Below are 21,061 nucleotides of genomic sequence, written 5' to 3'. Positions count from 1 at the left end.
AATATATAGGCATAATAATACAGGTAAATAAAATACCTATTTATAAGGAGTTTGTACTATGTCTTATATTAATTTTAAAGAAGAAGTATGTGTAGCTAAAATACAATTACAGAATAGAATTGATAACAATGAAAAGTTATTCAATCAAATTAAGCAATATAAAAATATATCTAGTAACTATAACTCAAATGAGAAATATAGTTTTAAAGAGTTTAACGACATTGTTTTAGGTGGAGGTCATCCACAAAGTGAAGATGAATTTCAAGAGATAAGTTATACAGATATAATTTGTGCGAAATTTGTAAACTGTAGATTTTCAAATATAAAATTTAAAGGATGTAAGTTTATAGGATGCTATTTTATAAATTGTAATTTCATAGGTGGTGGCGCAGTATTTGATGAATGTATCTTCATTAAGCAAGAAAGCGATACAAAACCGAATTTAAATAAGGAAGACAATTTGTCATGTGAATTTAATGAATGTAATATATATGCAAAGTTCTTAAATTGTGATTTAGGTCACATAGTATTTAATAAGTGCCTTTTGAATAACACTAATTTTGAATTAAGTGATATGACAAGTGGAATTATATTTGATTGTGATTTAAAGAAAGTAATAATAATAGATACTGATTTATCTGGTGCTAAAATAGTAAAATCTTATATAGAAGACTTAGAATTTAGGGATAAGTATAAAAGTAAGTTAGATGAAAAAACATTTATAGATAAAATAAAATTAAGAAAGAAAAATAGAGATGAATACGAAGGAATATATACAGTATATGAAAATATAGCAGATAAATTTAAGGAAAACAACTTAGTTAATAATTTCGGGGAGTATTATTTTTTATGTAGAAAAACACAAAGAAAGGTTTTAAAGCCTATACCAAGAATAATGTCTTTTTTGGGATTTGTAACTTGCGGATATGGCGAAAGACCATTGTATGCAGCATATTTTTCACTTTTTGTAATATTTGTATTTTCAATTTTATATTTACTGTTTGGGATAATAGTAGATGAAAAAATTGTTAGGTATACGTTTTTAGAAAATGGCTTTACATTTAGAAGATTTTTAAAGGACTACAACGAAAGTTTAAATTTAAGTGTAGGTATGTTTGCAGCAGTGGGCCTTAATGAAGCTCAACCAGCTCCAATTTCATATATGCTTAGTAATATAGAAATGCTATTAGGAGTATTAATGATGGGAATAGGAACAGGAGCATTAGTTAAAAAGATAGTAAGGTAAATTAAAAAATATAAAATCTATGTAGGTACTGAAAAGAAATTTATAGTACCTACATAACTGAGAAAAAATAAATAATATTACAAATAGAAAAAGAGATATTTTATACATCTCTTTTTTTATTTGTAATATGAAATTTTTATGATTTCTCTTAGTTGGGTGCCTAATTTTTAAAATGCTAAAATTTTAATTTGATATAGTTTAATACTCATAGAATTAAGTATAATGCATATGCATAATTTAAAATAATTATTATAAAATATTACATCAGATTAATTTAAGAATATATATAGCTTATTCATAATATAAAATAAAAATATATTGTTTTTCGATAAAAATAGCTTGATAAACAATTTTGTGAATGTTAATATAATTATTAGAAAAGGAGAGATTACTATGAAGTTAAAAGATGAAAAAACTTTATCGAAGGTATTATCAATTATTCTTAATATTACTATAGTATTTGGAATAATTCTTACGGCTATGGTATTTTATATGACATTCTATAAAAGAGGAATACAAGACATTGTTATTAATGAAGTCTTAGTTACAATACTATTAATTGTTGGTATAGCTAGCTTGTTTTATATAGTATTTCAGCTTAAAGGAATAATAAAGACATTAATAATTGGAGACCCATTTGTTAGATCAAATGCAATTGCTTTCAAGAAAATATCAGTATCATCATTAATAATATCAGTCTGTTATTTAATTAATTTATTTGTAAATTATAATTTTAAGGAATTTAAATTTATATATGTTGATAATATGGGTATTCATACAGATATGGAAGTATTTATATTTTTATTTGCTTCAGCTTTTATATTTATATTAGCGAAGGTTTTTGATAAGGCAGTTACGTTCAAAGAAGAAAATGATTTAACTATATGATGAAGGAGCACAATATGGGAATAGTCGTAAATTTAGATGTTATGATGGCAAAAAGAAAAATTTCATTAAATGAATTAGCAGAAAGAGTTGGTATAACTAATGCTAACCTTTCTATATTAAAAAATAACAAAGCAAAGGCAGTTAGATTTTCTACATTAGAAGCTATTTGTAGAGAACTTAATTGCCAACCAGGAGATATATTAGAATATATAGATGAATAATGGAGGGAGAGAAAATATGGTCAATACTGTAGCTTTAGTTTTAATGAAAGGAGATAAAATCCTTTTATTAAAACGATCAAAAAATAGGTTACCTATAATAAGTATGAAAAACGAAGAAAAACCAGAAGAGTGTATTGAGAGATGGAAAGAAGGAAGAATAGAATTTGAAGATTCTCCAATTATCAATTATAGCAAGAAAATCAATATACAAGATTATAATGTTAATTTAATGTTTATCGATGTGACAAATTCAGAAGTTAAATTAATAGATGAAAGCTTGGTATTTGAAGAATGTAGATGGGCAAATAATATTAATAAAGTAGAAAATGATTTGCTTATAAATGTTTTAACTGAGTGTAGTATAAATAATTATCAATCTTTTGCAGTTGAGGCATTAAAAGAATTTATAAATATGAATAGTAAATATAAAGTAAGAAATTCTAAGATAGATGTTGAAAAACAAAGCATGGATACTAATAAAGCATTGATTCTTATAGCTTTTTCTTTAGGTATAGGAATATTATTTTCAAGGTTTATTTTTGGTTATCTAGGTATTTCAGTTGCTATTTTAACTATTTTAATGACAGTGATATTTATGTTAATCATAGGAGTAAAAAATAAAAGCTTTCTTGGATATTTCTTTGTAGCATCTAGTATAATTTTATCATTTACTTATGGCATTTTTACAAATGAATTTTTTAGAGTATTAAATTTAATAGTTATACCTATTTCACTATTTTCAGGATTTTTGTTATTAACATTTAAAAATATTGAATTTAAGTTAATAAGCTTTGGAGCATCATTTTTAGAAATAATTATAGGGCAATCTTTGGGGAATTCAACTAAAATTCCTTCAATATTAAACAAAGCATTGAAAAAAGGAAACATTAAAAAAGAAAATGATCATGTTAAATCTATATTAATTGGGTTAGCTATATCAATACCTTTAATTATAATACTGGGAATCTTACTTGCAGGTGCAGATGAGATATTTAGTTATTACTTGGCAAATATATGGAGATATCTTAATATAGAGAATATTTATGACTTTATATTAAAAGCCTTTATAGCAATAATAGTAATGTTTTTAGTATTTGGTTTATACTATAGTTTAAATTGCACAGAGGTAAGAGATGTAGAAAGTAATTTAATAAAAAAAGATTTTAATTCAACAACAATAATCACAATATTAATTTCAATAACTATACTTTATTTAGTATTTACTAAAATACAGATTTCATATTTATATCTAAATAAAGCTTTACCAGCTGGATTTAATTTTGCGGATTATGCTAGAACTGGATTTTTCCAACTAGTTGCACTTGTAATAGTAAACTTATCAATGATAACAATAATGAATTTCAAAACAGCAACAAATAGTAAAAACGTTAAAAATTCATTAAATACTTTATATAGCGTAATAACAGTATTAACAATGAATATGGGAGCTTCTGCTATATATAAAATGAACTTATATATAGGGGAGTTTGGATATACTAGACTAAGAATTTTAGTTCAAGCATTTACAGTTTTTTTATTTATTTCTTTAATTATATTACTTGTATTTATATGGAGAGGGAAGTACTTACTTAAGCCAATGGCAATTGTAGGATTAACTATATATTTATTTTTAAATTATATTAATATAGATAATTATATAGCAAAACAAAATATAAATATAATTAATACTAAACATGAAATGGATGATAGATATTTGACTAGATTATCATTAGATGCTCAAGATGCAGTAAAAGATGGTTATGATAAAGGCTTAATAGAAAGTAAGTATTATTATGATTGGTATAATAAAAGGGTTATTACTAAGCACTGGTACGAATATAATTACTTTAATAATAGAATATTTAAATAAAAAGTTAATTATTTTAAATTAAATTTATTAAGTTTTGAATTTACTAAGTTTTAAAGTTATTGAGTTTTAAAGTTAAATATAATGAGTTGAAAACTTAGTTAGAAGATATAAATGATGAATAAACGATAAAGAACTTCCCAATTGAAACGATAATCTAATTAAGTTAAGGGGGAGATCTTATGCAGATTCAAAGAATAAATAATTGGGATAATCCAATATATAATAGGCTTAAAGAAGCTTCAGAAAATCAAAAGAAAGAAAAAGCAGAAAAAGAAAAAAGTATAACTGTAGAAAAAAGTTCGAATCAAATAATAAAAAACTTACAGCAACTAAAAGAAAATTTTAAGGAACAAAAAATAAAGCTTCAAGAAACTGAAATGGATCCTAAGGAAAAAAGAATGAAGCTTGAAGAGATAAATAAAAAAATAGCTGAAGTAGAAGCTGAAATACAACAAATGAAATTAGTGGAAAAAGAGAAAGAAGCTTTAGAAAATCAGCGTAAGCTAGAAGAAAAAAATAAAAAGGATGAAAGCATTAACTCTAAAAATAAAATAAACTTTTATGAAAATAGTGGCGGAATAATAGTTGAAGATAGTCTGAAGAAGTTAATTTCAGCTAATAATAAATTAAGAAATACAAATGATTTTGGAAAAACTAAAGCAGCAATGGAAGTAGAAAGGGGACATTTAGAGATTACTGGGAAAGAAAACTCTTTTGTTGATAAGCAATACGCTAAATTAACTAAAGGAATAAAAGGATTAGAAAATAGAATCTTATATGAAGTAGGAACAGCTAATAAAGAATCTAATGATAATTATAAAGATAAAGAAGCTTTTAAAGATAAAAACAGAGAAGAATAAAAAATGCATTATTTACGAAGTTATTTTCTTTTCTTATAATTTTTAAGTGGACATATGTAAGTTTGCATTTACCTTCAAGGAAGGGATGAAATCAAGCTTATATATGCCCACTTTTTATTTATCATTTTATTGTTATAGTAAGAAGTGATATTTGCCAAAGTGTAGAAATATATTCTTAAATTATACCTAAATCAAGTTTTAGTTTAAGAATTCTTAATACAGATTCATTTATACGATCTTCTTTAATTTCTCCATTTCTTATAGCTTCTAATACAGATGGTATTTGTATATCAAAATCAGATGCTATTATTAAATCATTACCAGCAATTATAGCAAGTACTGCTGATGTAGAATCACCTATATATTCTTTTATGGCACTCATTTGTAAGTCATCAGTCATTATTACTCCATCAAATCTTAATTCATCTCTAATGATTTTATTAACACTTGGAGAAAGTGATGCAGGAAGATTTGCATCCATAGACTTTACTATATTATGAGATACTAATATGCTACTAGCACCAGCCTCTATCCCAGCTTTAAATGGTAGAAAATCGGATTTTTGAAAGCTTTCATAACTTCTCTCATCAATAGATATTCCAGTATGAGTATCTACATTATTTCCATAGCCAGGAAAGTGTTTTAATGCAGACCCTATTTTATTTTCGTTCATAGTATTTACTACTGTTTTTATATATTCAGATGTTTCTAAAGCATTCATTCCAAAGGTTCTAGGGTAAATAAAATCGTTTGGATCTACTGATACATCACATACTGGGGCTAAATTCATATTAATTCCCATACTTTTTAATAGCTCTGCTTTTTCTTTAGTATCGCTAGCTATTAATGGATATCCACCTTCATTATATAATTCTTGAGGTGAATAAAAAGGAACAGCCCTAAATTCAGGATACCAGCTTAATCTATTAACAATACCGCCTTCTTCATCTATTCCAATTAGAAGTTTTATTTTAGAATTGTTTTGATAGCTTAATAATGTTTTAGTTAAGGATTCTTTAGTTTCATCCTTTATATTATTATCAAATAGAATAAATCCACCAACTTTATAATTTTGTAAATCTTCAAGTGCAGTTTCTTTTCGGCATCTAATAAAGAACATTTGTCCAACTTTTTCTTCTAAGGTCATATTAGATAATAAATCCTTTGCCTTTTTTGAATTAATTTCTTCAGTAGATGGTTTATTTGAATTATTATTTGAGTCATTATTTGAATTGCTATTGTCTATAATTGAATCAGAACTTTCTCCTCCTGGAGTTTCATTAATTTTTTTAGAATTAAAATATCTATAACTTAGAGCAAAAGAAGCTATAAACAATAAAATAATAGAAATTATTAAAATTAATTTTTTCATAATAAGTCTCCAATACAAATAAAGTTTTAAAAAAAGTTTTTAATAAAGATTTTAACTTTATCCTAAACATATAAATAAGTGATAATTTTAATATAAGTTGCTAGAGTACTAGATTTATTTAAGTTTTATTAATTTATATAGTTTAATTACTGTTAAATCCTTAGTGTAACTTATATATTAATAATTATAGCTATATTATATGTATCTATACACAATTAGGCAAATTTTATTAGCTATTTATAAAATTAATACTTTAAATTTCAATTCAAAATCAGAGTTTTCACCTAATTAAGTTTGAATTATATAATAATATTAATAATAATATTTTAGAAGTGAAGTAGTATGAGTAGTATAATTCTTTATTTAGCAACAGCTATATTATTTTTAATATCATATAGAAAAGATAAGGAAAAAACTAAGAAGGCATTATTAAAAGGATGGAAGTCAATAGAAAATATCCTGCCTCAATTCTTAGGAATAATCTTAGTTGTTGGGTTGACTATTTCAATATTAAAACCAGAGACAATATCAAATATAATAGGAAGTAATAGTGGTATATTTGGAGTAATTTTATCTGCAATTTTAGGAAGTATTGCAATGATGCCTACATTTGTTGCATTTTCTACTGGAGATATGCTACTTAAAAGTGGAGCAGGGATAGCACAAGTTGCAGCACTTATATCAACTCTTACTTTAATTGGCATAATTACTATTCCTTTAGAAGCTAAACATATAGGTAAAAAAGCAGCTATTTATAGGAATATAATAGCTTTTGTTTTTTCAATAATAGTAGCATTTTTTGTTGAAATGGTGGTGACAATGATATGATAAAAGCTTTAATAAAAAGATATTCTTTTTTTATTATATTACTTATAGTAACAGTAATTGTAACAATTTTTAATAAAGAGTTAGGTTTAAAATCATTTAATACAGCTTTTTCAAGTTTTAAACAAATGATTGAGGTGGTACCACCAATAATGATAATGCTTGGGCTTATGGATGTTTGGATTCCAAGAGAAACTATGATGAAATACATGGGAGACGATTCAGGAATAAAAGGAATTTCTCTTGCAATATTAATAGGATCAATAGCGGCAGGACCAATGTATGCAGCTTTCCCATTTACAAAAGTCCTCCTTAAAAAAGGTGTTAAATTTAGTAATATAATAATATTTATGAATGCTTGGTGCGTAACTAAAATATCTACAGTGATGTTTGAGTTCTCGTCACTTGGTTATGAATTTACTTTAGCAAGGCTTTTGATTGACATACCTGGAGTAATAATAATGGGATATTTAGTTCAAGTTTTAATGCCAAAGGATGAATTAGATAGACTTTATAGTGAGAATTTAGATTGAAAATTATCCTAATGAAGTGAATAGTATAAAATTATTTACAAATGCTAAATGTATAGTTATAATGTTTATGATAAACTATAAATAATAAGCAATGAAAGAGAAAAGTAGATAGATAGTCATTTAACAGAGATTTAAGTATAGGTGGAAGCTTAAAATTTGATCCTATTGAAGAAGCTCTAGAGCTATAAACTGAAACAGCATATTAAAAAAATTGCAAGTAAGTTTGTGGGATTCTCCCCTTAAAGAGAATGAGTGGATTAATTTTAATTAATCAATTTAGGTGGTAACGCGGAATTTTGTCTTTCGTCCTAATATTTATAGGATGAAGGGCTTTTTTTATGTATAGGAAATTATAAAAATGTTACCAGTATTAATAACATTTTATAATTTCCATCCTTTAGTTTTCAAGTTGGCATATGTAAGTTTGCGTTGACTTGGAGAGAAGCGACGGAATAAGTAAATTTACATATGCCAACTTTTTTATTTATATAAAATTTTAAACTACGGAAGGAAGATGAATATGAGTTTTGAAAAATTAGCAGAATTAATATTTCCAAATGTTGATAAAACACCAGAATATTATATTGCAAAGTATCCAAAAAGAAATTTAAAAGAAGGTGATGTTGTTTCAAGATATGCACCATCACCAACGGGTTTCCAACATATTGGAGGTGTTTTTGCAGCATTAATAAATGAAAGATTAGCAAGTCAAAGTGAAGGTGTTTTCTTCTTAAGAATAGAAGATACTGATCAAAAAAGAGAAGTTGAAGGTGCTATAGCAGATACAATTCAAACAATGCATAACTTTGGAATGGACTTTAATGAAGGAATGACTGGAGATAAAACATCTAAGGGTGAATATGGTCCATATAGACAAAGTGAGAGAGCAGAAATTTATAGAGCTTTTGCAAAAGATTTAATTAAAAAAGGATTAGCTTATCCAGCATTTGATACACCAGAAGAATTAGCAGAACTTAGAGAAAAGCAAACAGCAGCTAAAATAACACCAGGATATTATGGAGAATATGCTAAGGATAGAAATTTAACTCCTGAAGAAGCTATGGAAAAAATAAATAATGGTGAAAGCTACATAATTAGATTCAAGTCACCAGGTAATATAGAAAATAGAGTAGAGTTCCATGATTTAATAAAAGGAGATATAAGTTTCCCAGAAAATAATCAAGATATAGTTATCATAAAGGGAGATGGACTTCCAACATATCATTTTGCACACGTTGTAGATGATGCTTTAATGAGAACTACTCATGTTATAAGAGGTGAAGAATGGTTATCATCACTTCCAATACATGTTCAATTATTTGATGTATTAGGATTAGATAGACCAAACTATGCACATATCCCAACAATAATGAAAAATGATAATGGCTCAAAGAGAAAATTATCAAAGAGAAAAGATGCTGAAGCAGCAGTTTCATATTACAAAGAAGTTGGATATCCAATGGTATCAGTAATAGAATACTTATTAAATATAATAAATTCTACATTTGAAGATTGGAGAGCAGAAAATCCATCTGTAGATTATCATGAATTTAAAGTTGCTTTAGACAAGATGAGTAAGTCAGGAGCATTATTTGATATAGTTAAGTTAAATGATGTAAGTAAAGAAGTTATTTGCAAAATGAAAGCAGATGTAGTTTATGATTATTATACAGCTTGGGCTAAAGAGTTCGATAAAGAAATGTACGATTTAGTAACATCTAATGAAAAGATGTCAAAAGAAATATTCAATATAGATAAGGAAGGTCCAAAGCCAAGAAAAGATTTTGCTAAGTGGGATGAAGTAAGAGGAAAAGTGGATTACTTCTTTGATGAATTATTCAATAAGGAAACAGCAGAAAATGTTGAACTTCCAAAGACTTTAAGCTTAGAAAATGCCAAAGAAATAATTAAAGTATATAAAGATAAATTCAACTTCAATTCTGGAAGCCAAGAAAATTGGTTTGAAGAGTTAAAGGTTATTGGAGCAGAACTTGGATACTGTGCAAATAGAAAAGAATACAAAGCAAATCCAGATGCATTTAAGGGAATGATTTCTGATGTTGCTGGAGCTGTAAGAGCCGCTCTATCTCATAGAAGCAATACTCCAGATCTTTATACTATTATGCAAATATTAGGTGAAGATAAAGTAAGAGATAGATTTGAAGCATTTTTAAATCTATAAAATAAATACTTGAAAAGGAATAAGGATATTTTGATTCCTGATTATAATAAAAAGGACGTCGCGTTACGCGACGTCCTTTTTGAATATTCTATATAGACTAAAGTAGATATAAAAATAATTTTACAATGAAGTTTAAAAGTGTTTTTATTTGTATATAATTTAAATATTAATATTATGAAATATAAAAGGTTATCAGAAATATTAAAATGGAGTATAAAACAATTAATTTTATAAGATTTCAATTGCAGATATTAAATATTAGTTAATAATTTAAAAAAATTAAAAATAATTATTGAAATTGATATATAGTATTATGTAAAATTATAGTAACAAATACAAAAGGAGATGAACATATGGAAAATTATGATTTAGTTTTAGATTTCTTTACTAAAAATGATAAACCACTAAATGCTACTGCAGTTGCAGAAGGAACAGGGGTAGACAAAAAAGAAGTTTCAAAAGTTATGGATAAACTTAAAAAGGAAGAAAAAATTTATTCATCAAAAAGATGTTATTGGCAAATAAAAAGATAAGAGGTGCTATAACAATGCATAATTGATAATGCATAATTATAGTGAAAACTACTAGAAGTAGTTTTGAAAGTTATAGTGTAAAATTAGTTAGATATGATTCTCTATTTTTAGTGAGAAAGTTAAAGAGAAGAGATTAGATTGAAATTCCACTTTTGGTGGAATTTCTTTTTTTATTACATAATAGATTTCTTCACGAAAAATGTAGCCAGTAGATAGGAGAATATCAACTAAAGATATCTTTAATTAATAATTTCACCTTTGGTATTAGCTAATTTTTTACTCCATTGGCTAAGTTCTTCAGGTGTCTGTTCCATCCAGTCTGTTTTTTCACCTACAATTCTTAAAGGTGCTTGAGAGCGATAAGAACATGTTAAGTTTCCTGGAAATTTCTTATCAGTTATATTTGGATCATTTTCAAAGGCTCCTGTTGGCTCTACAATATAAACATGTTCTCTACCTTCTCCTTTTGCTAATCCAGCTGCAAGTCCTGCACCATTAAGATTGGATGTGAAATAAATGTGATTCATCTTAACTTCAGAATTATAATTTGAATTTCGACCTGCTACAAGCAAATCACCAATCTTTAAATCTGCTCTAGTTCCATGATAAAAAGGTCCTTTATCATAAGGTTCAGTATTAGATGAATTTGACAATTCATAATTTGCTTTCGCCTTATCAGAATCACCTAATTCTTCATAGCATTTTGAAATGCTTAAATATATTGTGGGAAAAGCACTCTTAACACTATCATCATTTGATTTTATGGCATACTCTAAAGCTTTTTCCATCCATTTTAATTTATCTGAAATATCTTTTTTATGTTTAGCTACTTGGTAGGCTGCAATAAATCTTTCAAAGTCATTTACTGATTCATTCAAAGCTTGAAGAAATAATGCACTTGCTTCTTCAGAGTTACCTTGATCTTCCATATTCATTCCCAACATACATAGTCTTATAATTTTGTTTTTTGGATCAAATTTAGTGCTCATTTAATGTACCCTCCTCTTATTATTATAGGTACATTATCTTAACATATATATAATAATAAATGTATACTTATATTTTCATTTTATACATGGTATAATTAAATTATAGGGAGTGATTTTTACTAAATAGGATTAATCTCTTTTTTGTTATTTTTAACAAAGCAGCTCATTAGGTAATGGCTTCCACTTTTCTAGGTGTGTACGCTAATCTAACTCTTATTCAATTTGTATTATAATACAATTATTCAATTCAAATAAATTAATAACCTCATAATAGATTTAAGATTAAGTAACAAACTATTATAAGTTAAATTCTATTTTTCGCTTTCTTGTACACATCCCAATTGACTCGTAAAATTTAAGTGCATCTTCATTAAATTCCTATACATTCAAAAGTAAATAATTGTATATTTATATTAGTAAGCATAATATAGTCTTATAAGAAGCATTTATTCTATTAGGTATTAATTATTTTTAAGTGAGTGGGGGAATTATCATGTTAAATAATTTAGTCAATAGTAGGAGTCAGTATAAGTATCCTATGAAAAAATTAATTTTCTTTATTAGGGCTTTTTGTTTAATTCTATTAATAACAGGATGTAGTAAGTGTAAAGCAGAAAACTATATGAATGCAGTGGTTAATGATATTACAGAGGAAAGTCTTGATGTTAGTCCCATAGATAATGAAAGTGTTAATTCAGATAAAGATATTATTGATGCAGATAGTATTATCATAGATTTAAATAACATATCTATTGGGAATCTTCCACAATTAAATAAGGGTGATAGAATAAGAATTGTTTATAATGGTGAAAGTGTTAAAGAAGATCCAATGAAAATTGAGATAGTTTTTGCAATATATTTATTAGATGAAAATGGTGATGTTATATCTAACTAATAAAGTATAAAAGTTGATAATTAAATTTATCAACTTTTAATTTGTAATAGTTTAAAACTATTAACTATTTAATTTCTGCAAAAATTTCATGTATATTTACATCGGGGTCAGCAAATAATGCTGTTCTTTGATTCCAAGTCATATCTTGTGGTTCATGAACAGAAGTTATTCTTTTGCTGATTAACATATTAAATGATTCCTCAACATCCTTAGGACTTTCACATGGAAAAGCAAGTTCGAACCCTTGTCTAGATGACTCTTTCCTATATTCACTACTATGATCATACATAACGTCTATCATGCAAATAGCAAATCTTATTCCATCATTTTCAAATTAAACATAATTACCAAGGTCATTTTCAATTCTAAATCCTAGGACTTTATTATAGAATGCTTTCATTTTATCTATACCATTTGTCAAAATAGTAATAAGATTAATTTGTGCTTTCATCGTATATTTCCCACTTTACTAATTTAACATATAATTTAACTTATCATGCCATTACAAAGAGATTACAGTATTTATCATAGTATTTTATTAATAAAGTTCTAATTGATATTTTTATTAATTCATAATAATTTTAAATTGAGTCTTAAGTATCAAGTTCTTTTTAAGATATAATTTCCAATATAAAATCCATAACGGTTATAAAATGGTATTGCTTCATCATTTGCATATACTACATTTATTTGTATATCAGTTATTGAATAGGATTTAAACCAATTTAAAGTATTAAGCATAAGTTTATTCTTCCAATAAAATTTACTTACACTATTAATAATATTGTTAATTAATGTATATTTTTATCATACATTAATTAGAGGTTGAAATTACAAAAATATTTAATAAATTATGCAAAAATTATGAATATTAATATATAATGAATATAATGGTAAGTTTTGTTTTACCATTAATTATCTGAAAGGATGTGATGTTTTATGATGAGTTTAGTAAGAAAAAATAAAACCTATATTGTTGTTAATGGGAAGGTGACTACAGTATAGCAATGAATTAGATATCCTTCCCAATATGTTTTAGTTTCGGGAGGAAAAATGAATAATAAAAACTTACTAGAATTAGGAGTAAATGAAGGATACGTAAAGGAAGCAAGTATTTATAATGAAAACTTTTATTTAGGGAGAGTTTCAGTACAATATAAAGATATTTATAAGGTTTTTACTGAAGAAGGAGAAGTACTTGCAAGAGTATCTGGGAAATTATCATATTCTTCAAATAGTACTTTTGATTATCCTGTTGTTGGAGATTGGGTACTATTAGATAGGATAAATAATAAAAATGGAGATGCAATAATTCATAATATATTAAATAGAAAAAGCTATTTTTCAAGAAAGGTAGCAGGTACTAGGTATGATAAGCAAATAGTTGCATCTAATATAGATTTTGTTTTTATATGTATGTCATTAAATAATGATTTTAATATAAAAAGGCTAGAAAGATATATTGCAGTAGCTTGGGATAGTATGGCTACTCCAATTATAATATTGACTAAATCAGATTTATGCGAAGATATAAATGATAAAGTAAAACAAATAGAAGAGATAGCTATAGGAATAGATATAGTGGTAACATCAAGTATTAATGAAGATGGATATGATGAAATAAGAAAATATATAAAAACTGGAGTAACAATAGCATTTATAGGGTCATCAGGGGTAGGGAAGTCAACTCTTATTAATAAGATAATGAATAAAGAAGTTTTAAAGACCAATTCAATTAGTGAAAATGATAAAGGGAGACATACTACAACACATAGAGAACTATTTGTTATAGAGTCTGGTGGAGTAATTATTGATACACCTGGAATGAGAGAACTTGGATTAATATCAGCAGATGTAGATAAATCTTTTAGTAATATTGAAGAGTTAGAAAAACAATGTAAATTTTCTGATTGTACTCATAAAAATGAACCTAAATGCGCAGTAAGAGAAGCTATAGAAAATGGAAATTTAGATCCAGAAAGGCTAGAAAGATATAGAAAGCTTAAAAAAGAAGAAGCTTATAATTTATTAAAATCTAAGCGACAAGAAAAGCATAGGATAAAAAGTTATATGAAGAGTAAAAAAAAAAATGAGTATATATTTAACTTGGAGCTGTTGCCACAGCTCTTTTTTTTACAATAAATATTAATTATATATTTTAATGGAACCTTTAATTTAAGTTATACGTCTAATTAAGTGAAGGTAAGTTAACATAGCTATGTTAGATGGGAAGGAGAAATATAATGAATATGTCTAATATTATTCCTATAGGGGTATTTAACAAATATAAAGATGTAAAGCTTAAGAAAAATAATGTTAGATTAGCCATAGAGGGGGATAAAGAAGCATTTAATATATTACTTCAAGAAAACTTAAAGTCTTTATATATAGTAGCAAGAGGCATGTTAAATAGTGAATATGATATAGAAGATGCTTTTCAAAATACTATACTTAAGGCTTATGAGAAGATTTCTGGTTTAAAAAATGAAGAGTTTTTTAAAACATGGTTAACAAGGATTTTGATAAATGAATGTAACAACATAATAAGAAAAAATAAAAAGGTTACTTATATTGAAGATTCACAAATTAATAATGAGACTTATGAGGATAAATATAAAAATCTTGATTTAATTAGGGCTATCGATTAATTAAGTTCTGATTTAAGAATAACTATGTGGTTATTTTATTTTGATGATATGTCAATAGAGGATATAAGTGATACATTGAAAATTCCTAAAGGAACTATAAAATCTAGATTAAATAGAGGTAGAGAAAAAAATTATAATATTATGAGTGAAGGTGATAATCATGAATAAGTATGATAAAGATAAATTTGATGGAATCCTTAAACAAAAAGCGAAAAATATCAATATAAATATACCAGATACACTAAAACATACTATATTAAAAACTTTAGATGAATTACCTGAAAGAAAAATAAAGAAAAAAAGCAAGCTGAAAAATATATCCAAAGTAGCAGCGGTAATTATAGTTGGTATGTTAAGCTTTAATATGTTTATGCCTGCATATGCAGAAAATTTACCACTTATAGGACCTACTTTCAAAAGTATTAATGATGCTATAGGTGTTGGGGATAAATATATAAAAGGGGCTAAGGATATAAATATAACAAAAAAATATAAAGATATTACAATGACAATTAAAAATATTTACTATGATGGAATTGAACTTGCTATAGCATATGAGCTAAAGTCAGAAAGTGGATTTGATGATAAACCTATAATATTTCCTATTATAAAAAGTGGCTTTAAAGATATAAATTATAAAAATGAAGAAAATGATGGTGAGTTCATAGATGAAAATACTTATGTTGGATTAGCATCTTATGCATTTACAGAAAATGAATTATCAGATAAGGCAAAAATAGAATTTATAGTTAATGATTTATATGGAAATTGGGTAGGAAGTTATCCTAAAAAATTTAAATTTAAATTTTCTTTAGATTCTAAGGATATGGGAAAAGAAGAATATGAAGTAAAAAAGAAATAAAATATGAGAATAGTATTTTTAAGATAAATAAGTTAATTACATCTAATTTAAATACTATAGTCTATATGGATACAGACACAGAACTAGTGAAACTAGATGAAAATAATCCTGAAAATTTCTCGGAAAATTATTCATTGAGCTTTTTAGTGCAAGATGATAAAGGTATTCCTATAAGTATTATAGGAGGTTCAGGTAGTGGGAAAAATATAAATGATGAAAGAGTTAAAGGTAATTATTATTGGCGATATAAAGGGGCCACAGAGGAGGCAAAATCGATAAGTCTTATACCTGTTATAAGTAAAAGTGATTATAGTAGAGAGTTAGTGATGGAGAGAATAAATAGAAATAGTGAAACAGCTATAAAGATAGGAGATGAACAAGAATATATTATAAAAAATATTGAATTCAAAGAAGATAAAACTGTAATAGAAGTAAAAGTTAAAAAATATTTATATAGATTAGAGGATATAGATATTGAAATTTGGGATGAAGATAAAATTAATAAATATAAAAATTCCAACAATGGTCAAGAAGAGGATTGGTATAAAAACACAAAGGATATAGAGATTCTAGAAACTAAATTTAATGGAATTGATGATGGCTATAACTTCACACTAACATTACCAGCATTAGAGAATAGTAAAGAGTACTTTATCACTAAGATGAATTATGGGGCTAAAATATTAGAAAATGAAAAAATAACTATTAATTTAGATAAATAAATTATGCTAATATAAAATATCATTAAGCTAAAAATACTGTATTACTATAAAGGTGTAATACAGTATTTTTTTTGAATCACTTAGCAATAATGCGTAAGTTTATATATTTTTAAATGATATTTTTAGAGATTAAAGAAAAATAACTAAAACACCTTGAAGTACTCCAATAATAGCACCTAGTACAAGGCCTAGAATTTCAATATGCTTTAGCTCTTTTTTAGCAACACTAATTATTATATCTTCTAGTTTTTCCAAATCTAATTGGTTAATTTTTTCTTCAACAATTTCTTGAATATTAACATTTTCTTTAGCTTTATCTAATAGGTCAACGCTAATTTCATCAACTGCATTAGGTACTTCCTTGTTTAAAATATCATCAATATAAGGAGAAGCCATCATTCTAAACGGCATAGGAATTATATTTAGCTTTTCATTTATAATGTTTTTTATTTTATCTATTATGTAAGAGTTGAAATTTTCTCCATTTGAACTACTTAAAGCTTGATCTAATATGTCATCTATTGAAAGTAACTCATTAGAAATTACTTCACCAATATTAGCAGCAATTTCATTTTTCCTTTTAGGAATTAATCCTAATATTTCAATATTTAAAATAGGAATTTTAACAGGTTTAATTGGTCTAAACAAAAGCTTTATTGCCAAGATATTAGTTATCCATCCAATAAGCCCACCAACAATCGTTAATATTAAAATAGTAATAAAATTATTCATAAGTACCTCCTAGTTATGTAAAGTATAATAGCATAATTTATAAAAGTTTATAATTAGATTTAATATAAAGAGTATTTAAATTCATAGATAATTTTATAAGGAATATAGAATTATTTCAATAGAAAATTGACTAATTAGTATAAAATTATATAAGAAACAAAAATATTTTAAAGAATAAAGAATTTAAAAAGAATAAAGAATTTAAAATAGATAAAAAGTTTGAAGATATTTAAAATATAATTTATATAAAATAGAAAAAGAGTCGCAATGCAACTCTTTTAAATTAATTCAGCATAGCTGAATTATATCCATAATTTTTCACTTTTTCATTCTTTAATTATTAATTTTAAATGAACTCTTTAAAGATACTATTCTATTAAATACTAATTTATCATCAGTAGTGTACTTAGGATCTACATTAAAGAAACCATTTCTTACTAATTGGAATTTATCTTGTGATTTTGCAATCTTAGCAGTAGTTTCTTCAATAAATCCTTGTAATACTTCTAATGAATTAGGATTTATTTGTTCTAAGAAGTGCTTACCTTCATTTTCAGGAGCATCATCTAATATTAATGGTTCATAAAGTCTAAATTCAGCAGGTTTAGCAGTTTTTGCATCTACCCAGTGAATAGTTCCTTTAACTTTTCTTCCAGTAAATCCAGAACCACTCTTAGTTTCTGGATCATAAGTGCAATGTAATTCAACTACATTTCCATTTTCATCTTTTATAACATCGTTACATTTTATAAAATAAGCACCGATTAATCTAACTTCGTTACCTGGGAATAATCTGAAATACTTTTTAACAGGTACTTCCATAAAGTCATCTTGTTCTATATATATTTCTCTTGAGAATGGAACTTCTCTTGTACCAGCATCTTCATTTTTAGCATTGTTTGGAACTGGTAGCATTTCAGTTTGACCTTCTGGATAGTTAGTAATAACAACCTTTAATGGTCTCATAACAGCCATAGCAGCATTTGCTTTAAGTTGTAAATCTTCTCTTATAAAATATTCAAGCATTTGAGAATCTACAACTGAATTAGCTTTAGAAACACCAATTGCACTACAGAAATTTCTGATAGCTTCAGGAGTATATCCCTTTCTTCTCAAACCAGATACAGTAGGCATTCTTGGGTCATCCCAACCATCAACTATATTTTCATCTACTAGTTGTTTAAGTTTTCTCTTACTCATAACAGTGTTAGTCATGTTAAGTCTAGCAAATTCTATTTGTCTTGGAGTGCTTTCCATTTCACATTCTCTTACAAACCAATCATAAAGAGGTCTGTGATCTTCGAATTCTAAAGTACAAATTGAATGAGTTATACCTTCTATTGCATCCTCAAGTGGATGAGCAAAATCATACATAGGATATATACACCAATTATCACCAGTATTATGATGAGTAGCATGTGCAATTCTATATATAATAGGATCTCTCATATTTATATTAGGAGAAGACATATCAATTTTAGCTCTTAATACTTTTTCTCCATCTTTAAATTCACCTTTTTTCATTCTTTCTAATAAATCTAGATTTTCTTCAACCGATCTATTTCTATAAGGACTTTCTTTTCCTGGTTCAGTTAAAGTTCCTCTATATTCTTTTATTTCTTCAGCTGTTAAATCACATACGTAAGCTAATCCTTTTCTTATTAAAAGTTTTGCTTTATCATACATTATATCAAAGTAGTTTGAAGCAAAGTAAATGCTATCCCAATCTCCACCAAGCCACTTAACATCTTCCTTAATAGATTCAACATATTCAGTATCTTCTTTAGTTGGATTTGTATCATCAAATCTTAGGTTGAACTTTCCGTTAAATTCTTTTGCAAGACCTGAATTTAAAACTATTGATTTAGCATGACCTATGTGTAAATATCCATTTGGTTCAGGTGGGAAACGAGTTATAATCTCATCGTGTTTTTTGCTTTCTAAATCTTCAATTATTATATTTCTTATAAAATTTGATGAATTAATTTCATTTGACATACGAATACCTCTCCTATATAAATTTATCTTTTTAATGCTTATATATTAGTTATATACTATTTTTTTACTTTTAAATCAATTTATCATATATATGTTTCAATTAATAATAAAACAATTGAGATTATAAGTGCATTAAAGAGATTATATTCTTAGTTAATTAAAATAGCAAAATTGAAACTATATATAGTATGTAATTTTTATATAAGTTACTAAAATATTAACTTATCTATATTCTATCAATTACTGATATTTTTTATTAAGAAGTTAAATTATTACTATAACTTATATATTCGTGATTTTAATAAATTTATGTATATATCTAGATAATAATATGTTAGTTTTACTTCTAATTTTAAACTAAGGATGAAAAAAAATAAAGATATAAGTATGGTAAAAATGAGTTTTTTATGAGTATTTAACCAAAAAGTTAAAGAATTTATAAAGTATATAAATAAATTTATGATAAGAGTAGTATAAATTTATAAAAATATGTTTTTTTATTTATGCAAAAATCTTATTTTCTTATATGATTATAGTTAAATGTACAAATGTAATATATAATTATATTAGGGAAAATATGGTATAAAAGTTTACTAGAAAGAGGGTATGAAAATGAAAGAAAAATTAAAAAGTTTTTTTGCAGCAGTTGGGTATTTATTTTTAACATTTGGAATTCAGTTAATAGTATCAATAGTGGGAGGGGGAATAATTGGAGTTATATATGCAATGAATAATTTAAATGAATTAAATGGATTTAATCCTGAAGAGCTAACTAATAAGATATTAGGATTAACAAATTATATTCTATTAGCATCTTCAATAATAACAGTGCTAGTATTTTTATTAATATACAAGATAAGAAAGAAGAACTTTAAGGAAGAGTTACAAATAGTTAAGACTGCTAAAGTAAATCTTATAATTGGAATTACTTTAGGTATAAGTGCGTGGTTATTCAACTCTGGTGCATTAAGTTTAGTTCAAGAATCAGGATTATTCAAAGATAATTTTTCTATGATGGAAAATCTTCTTGCACCATTAAACCAAGGTAATATATTTATTGCTTTATTAACAGTAGGAATAATAGCACCATTTACAGAAGAATTTATGTTTAGAGGTGTTATATTTAAGACTTTAAATAAGAATATATCTATTTTATGGACAATAATTATACAAGCATTATTCTTTGGTATTTTCCACGGAAATTTAATTCAAGGGACATACGCTACACTATTAGGTTTGGTATTTGGTTATATAACATACAAAACAAAATCATTATGGACATCTATAATTATGCATATGATTAATAATAGTATAGCTACTTTATCACCATATATCTTAAAAAATGTTCCAGATTTAACAAGTATTCTTATAGGCTTTGTAGTAGTTGGAGCTATAGGGTTAATAACATCACTTTACTTTATTAAAAAGAAAAATATTAGCTATGAAGATGTAACAATTAATTTTAATGATTATAGAGATTTAAATTAGTATCTAGTAGGGGCTGTTGCAAAAGCAACTAGCCGAATAAATGGGAAAAGGTGGATTCAATAGAATCCATCTTTTTTGCATAAACTTAAATCATGAAACTATTCAGTTTATACAATACTAATCAACAATTAGTATTACCAATAGAAACAGAAATTATGATACCAAAAAATGATTCTGTTAGATTGCTAAGCACAGTA

20 protein-coding genes, 2 pseudogenes and 1 other annotated feature are annotated in these 21,061 nt (G+C 25.7%); of the genes and pseudogenes, 16 read left to right on the top strand and 6 right to left on the bottom strand.

The genetic code is table 11. The annotated features are described in order from the left end of the window. Positions 1 to 58: 58 nt before the first annotated feature. The 5 genes from NSA50_RS11070 to NSA50_RS11050 all read left to right on the top strand — a co-directional run bounded on the left by NSA50_RS11070 (position 59) and on the right by NSA50_RS11050 (position 5,085). Entirely contained in the window at positions 59 to 1,246 is a 1,188-nt protein-coding gene (locus NSA50_RS11070; protein WP_257445121.1) for a pentapeptide repeat-containing protein, read from the top strand. 393 nt (positions 1,247 to 1,639) lie between these two features. Continuing rightward, positions 1,640 to 2,134 carry a DUF2975 domain-containing protein gene (locus tag NSA50_RS11065; RefSeq protein ID WP_257445119.1) on the top strand — a complete coding sequence of 165 codons (495 nt, stop codon included), beginning with the start codon at positions 1,640 to 1,642 and terminating at the stop codon, positions 2,132 to 2,134. Between the two features lie 14 nt (positions 2,135 to 2,148). Continuing rightward, positions 2,149 to 2,355, top strand: a complete 207-nt coding sequence (locus tag NSA50_RS11060; RefSeq protein ID WP_195262465.1) for a helix-turn-helix domain-containing protein — start codon at positions 2,149 to 2,151, stop codon at positions 2,353 to 2,355. 16 nt (positions 2,356 to 2,371) lie between these two features. Then, a complete protein-coding gene (locus NSA50_RS11055) occupies positions 2,372 to 4,225 on the top strand; it encodes a DUF4153 domain-containing protein (protein WP_257445116.1) in 1,854 nt (617 codons plus the stop codon). Positions 4,226 to 4,404: 179 nt separating this feature from the next. Next, positions 4,405 to 5,085, top strand: coding sequence for a hypothetical protein (locus NSA50_RS11050; protein ID WP_195262463.1), 681 nt, complete (start codon positions 4,405 to 4,407; stop codon positions 5,083 to 5,085). A 175-nt stretch (positions 5,086 to 5,260) separates the two neighbouring features. Here NSA50_RS11050 and NSA50_RS11045 read toward each other — a convergent pair whose 3' ends face one another. After that, a complete protein-coding gene (locus tag NSA50_RS11045) occupies positions 5,261 to 6,457 on the bottom strand; it encodes a glycoside hydrolase family 3 protein (protein ID WP_257445114.1) in 1,197 nt (398 codons plus the stop codon). A gap of 342 nt (positions 6,458 to 6,799) precedes the next feature. Here NSA50_RS11045 and NSA50_RS11040 point away from each other — a divergent pair, with 342 nt between their 5' ends. The 4 genes from NSA50_RS11040 (at position 6,800) to NSA50_RS11025 (ending at position 10,530) form a co-directional block, all read left to right on the top strand. Next, positions 6,800 to 7,285, top strand: coding sequence for a permease (locus NSA50_RS11040; protein WP_257445112.1), 486 nt, complete (start codon positions 6,800 to 6,802; stop codon positions 7,283 to 7,285). Then, a complete protein-coding gene (locus NSA50_RS11035; RefSeq protein ID WP_257445109.1) occupies positions 7,282 to 7,815 on the top strand; it encodes a permease in 534 nt (177 codons plus the stop codon). The genes NSA50_RS11040 and NSA50_RS11035 overlap by 4 nt, the downstream gene beginning before the upstream one ends. An 82-nt stretch (positions 7,816 to 7,897) precedes the next feature. Continuing rightward, positions 7,898 to 8,129: a binding site (T-box leader), on the top strand. 206 nt (positions 8,130 to 8,335) lie between these two features. After that, positions 8,336 to 9,997 carry a glutamate--tRNA ligase gene (gltX, locus tag NSA50_RS11030; RefSeq protein ID WP_257445107.1) on the top strand — a complete coding sequence of 554 codons (1,662 nt, stop codon included), beginning with the start codon at positions 8,336 to 8,338 and terminating at the stop codon, positions 9,995 to 9,997. Positions 9,998 to 10,350: 353 nt separating this feature from the next. Next, entirely contained in the window at positions 10,351 to 10,530 is a 180-nt protein-coding gene (locus tag NSA50_RS11025; RefSeq protein ID WP_257445105.1) for a MarR family transcriptional regulator, read from the top strand. A gap of 239 nt (positions 10,531 to 10,769) precedes the next feature. On the opposite strand, the gene arr is transcribed toward NSA50_RS11025, so the two are convergent. Next, positions 10,770 to 11,318: an NAD(+)--rifampin ADP-ribosyltransferase gene (gene arr, locus NSA50_RS11020; protein ID WP_458339758.1), complete on the bottom strand. Its 549-nt coding sequence runs from the start codon at positions 11,316 to 11,318 to the stop codon at positions 10,770 to 10,772. Positions 11,319 to 12,012: 694 nt separating this feature from the next. Between arr and NSA50_RS11015 the strand changes: the two genes are divergently transcribed. Further along, positions 12,013 to 12,414, top strand: coding sequence for a hypothetical protein (locus NSA50_RS11015; RefSeq protein WP_257445101.1), 402 nt, complete (start codon positions 12,013 to 12,015; stop codon positions 12,412 to 12,414). Positions 12,415 to 12,478: 64 nt separating this feature from the next. On the opposite strand, the pseudogene NSA50_RS11010 reads toward NSA50_RS11015, so the two are convergent. After that, positions 12,479 to 12,865, bottom strand: a pseudogene (locus NSA50_RS11010) (VOC family protein). A gap of 149 nt (positions 12,866 to 13,014) precedes the next feature. After that, positions 13,015 to 13,155, bottom strand: a complete 141-nt coding sequence (locus tag NSA50_RS11005) for a hypothetical protein (RefSeq protein WP_257445098.1) — start codon at positions 13,153 to 13,155, stop codon at positions 13,015 to 13,017. 312 nt (positions 13,156 to 13,467) lie between these two features. On the opposite strand from NSA50_RS11005, the gene rsgA reads away from it, so the two are divergent. The 5 genes and pseudogenes from rsgA to NSA50_RS10980 all read left to right on the top strand — a co-directional run bounded on the left by rsgA (position 13,468) and on the right by NSA50_RS10980 (position 16,646). Beyond that, on the top strand, positions 13,468 to 14,556 hold the full coding sequence (gene rsgA, locus NSA50_RS11000; RefSeq protein WP_257445097.1) for a ribosome small subunit-dependent GTPase A: 1,089 nt from the start codon (positions 13,468 to 13,470) through the stop codon (positions 14,554 to 14,556). A gap of 83 nt (positions 14,557 to 14,639) precedes the next feature. Beyond that, positions 14,640 to 15,062 carry a sigma-70 family RNA polymerase sigma factor gene (locus tag NSA50_RS10995; protein ID WP_257445096.1) on the top strand — a complete coding sequence of 141 codons (423 nt, stop codon included), beginning with the start codon at positions 14,640 to 14,642 and terminating at the stop codon, positions 15,060 to 15,062. Between the two features lie 12 nt (positions 15,063 to 15,074). Beyond that, positions 15,075 to 15,230 (top strand): annotated as a pseudogene (locus NSA50_RS10990) (RNA polymerase sigma factor); the annotation flags it as partial. Beyond that, a complete protein-coding gene (locus NSA50_RS10985) occupies positions 15,223 to 15,924 on the top strand; it encodes a DUF4179 domain-containing protein (protein WP_257445092.1) in 702 nt (233 codons plus the stop codon). The pseudogene NSA50_RS10990 and the gene NSA50_RS10985, both read left to right, overlap by 8 nt. Then, positions 15,921 to 16,646, top strand: coding sequence for a DUF5643 domain-containing protein (locus NSA50_RS10980; RefSeq protein WP_308463900.1), 726 nt, complete (start codon positions 15,921 to 15,923; stop codon positions 16,644 to 16,646). Before NSA50_RS10985 ends, NSA50_RS10980 begins: the two co-directional genes overlap by 4 nt. A 129-nt stretch (positions 16,647 to 16,775) precedes the next feature. Here the strand turns inward: NSA50_RS10980 and NSA50_RS10975 are convergent, their stop codons facing one another. Both NSA50_RS10975 and NSA50_RS10970 read right to left on the bottom strand, forming a co-directional pair. Continuing rightward, a complete protein-coding gene (locus NSA50_RS10975) occupies positions 16,776 to 17,378 on the bottom strand; it encodes a DUF445 domain-containing protein (RefSeq protein WP_195262453.1) in 603 nt (200 codons plus the stop codon). A 333-nt stretch (positions 17,379 to 17,711) separates the two neighbouring features. Continuing rightward, positions 17,712 to 19,376 (bottom strand): glutamine--tRNA ligase/YqeY domain fusion protein, encoded by a 1,665-nt coding sequence (locus NSA50_RS10970; protein WP_257445089.1) that lies wholly within the window; start codon positions 19,374 to 19,376, stop codon positions 17,712 to 17,714. Between the two features lie 612 nt (positions 19,377 to 19,988). On the opposite strand from NSA50_RS10970, the gene NSA50_RS10965 reads away from it, so the two are divergent. Then, entirely contained in the window at positions 19,989 to 20,864 is an 876-nt protein-coding gene (locus NSA50_RS10965) for a CPBP family intramembrane glutamic endopeptidase (RefSeq protein WP_257445087.1), read from the top strand. The last annotated feature ends 197 nt before the right edge of the window (positions 20,865 to 21,061 follow it).

The sequence above is a fragment of the Clostridium mucosae genome (assembly GCF_024622765.1).
Classification (GTDB): Bacteria; Bacillota; Clostridia; order Clostridiales; family Clostridiaceae; genus Clostridium.
This window is presented reverse-complemented; position numbering and strand designations above follow the sequence as displayed.

Coding starts and splice junctions, on each gene's coding strand:
- NSA50_RS11060 (WP_195262465.1), top strand. CDS start 2,149: ATGGGAATAGTCGTAAATTTAGATGTTATGATGGCAAAAAGAAAAATT.
- NSA50_RS11005 (WP_257445098.1), bottom strand. CDS start 13,155: ATGCTTAATACTTTAAATTGGTTTAAATCCTATTCAATAACTGATATA.
- NSA50_RS11025 (WP_257445105.1), top strand. CDS start 10,351: ATGGAAAATTATGATTTAGTTTTAGATTTCTTTACTAAAAATGATAAA.
- NSA50_RS10970 (WP_257445089.1), bottom strand. CDS start 19,376: ATGTCAAATGAAATTAATTCATCAAATTTTATAAGAAATATAATAATT.
- rsgA (WP_257445097.1), top strand. CDS start 13,468: ATGAATAATAAAAACTTACTAGAATTAGGAGTAAATGAAGGATACGTA.
- NSA50_RS11055 (WP_257445116.1), top strand. CDS start 2,372: ATGGTCAATACTGTAGCTTTAGTTTTAATGAAAGGAGATAAAATCCTT.
- NSA50_RS11035 (WP_257445109.1), top strand. CDS start 7,282: ATGATAAAAGCTTTAATAAAAAGATATTCTTTTTTTATTATATTACTT.
- NSA50_RS11065 (WP_257445119.1), top strand. CDS start 1,640: ATGAAGTTAAAAGATGAAAAAACTTTATCGAAGGTATTATCAATTATT.
- NSA50_RS10995 (WP_257445096.1), top strand. CDS start 14,640: ATGGGAAGGAGAAATATAATGAATATGTCTAATATTATTCCTATAGGG.
- NSA50_RS11015 (WP_257445101.1), top strand. CDS start 12,013: ATGTTAAATAATTTAGTCAATAGTAGGAGTCAGTATAAGTATCCTATG.
- NSA50_RS11040 (WP_257445112.1), top strand. CDS start 6,800: ATGAGTAGTATAATTCTTTATTTAGCAACAGCTATATTATTTTTAATA.
- NSA50_RS11045 (WP_257445114.1), bottom strand. CDS start 6,457: ATGAAAAAATTAATTTTAATAATTTCTATTATTTTATTGTTTATAGCT.
- NSA50_RS10965 (WP_257445087.1), top strand. CDS start 19,989: ATGAAAGAAAAATTAAAAAGTTTTTTTGCAGCAGTTGGGTATTTATTT.
- NSA50_RS10985 (WP_257445092.1), top strand. CDS start 15,223: ATGAATAAGTATGATAAAGATAAATTTGATGGAATCCTTAAACAAAAA.
- arr (WP_458339758.1), bottom strand. CDS start 11,318: ATGGAAAAAGCTTTAGAGTATGCCATAAAATCAAATGATGATAGTGTT.
- gltX (WP_257445107.1), top strand. CDS start 8,336: ATGAGTTTTGAAAAATTAGCAGAATTAATATTTCCAAATGTTGATAAA.
- NSA50_RS11050 (WP_195262463.1), top strand. CDS start 4,405: ATGCAGATTCAAAGAATAAATAATTGGGATAATCCAATATATAATAGG.
- NSA50_RS10975 (WP_195262453.1), bottom strand. CDS start 17,378: ATGAATAATTTTATTACTATTTTAATATTAACGATTGTTGGTGGGCTT.
- NSA50_RS11070 (WP_257445121.1), top strand. CDS start 59: ATGTCTTATATTAATTTTAAAGAAGAAGTATGTGTAGCTAAAATACAA.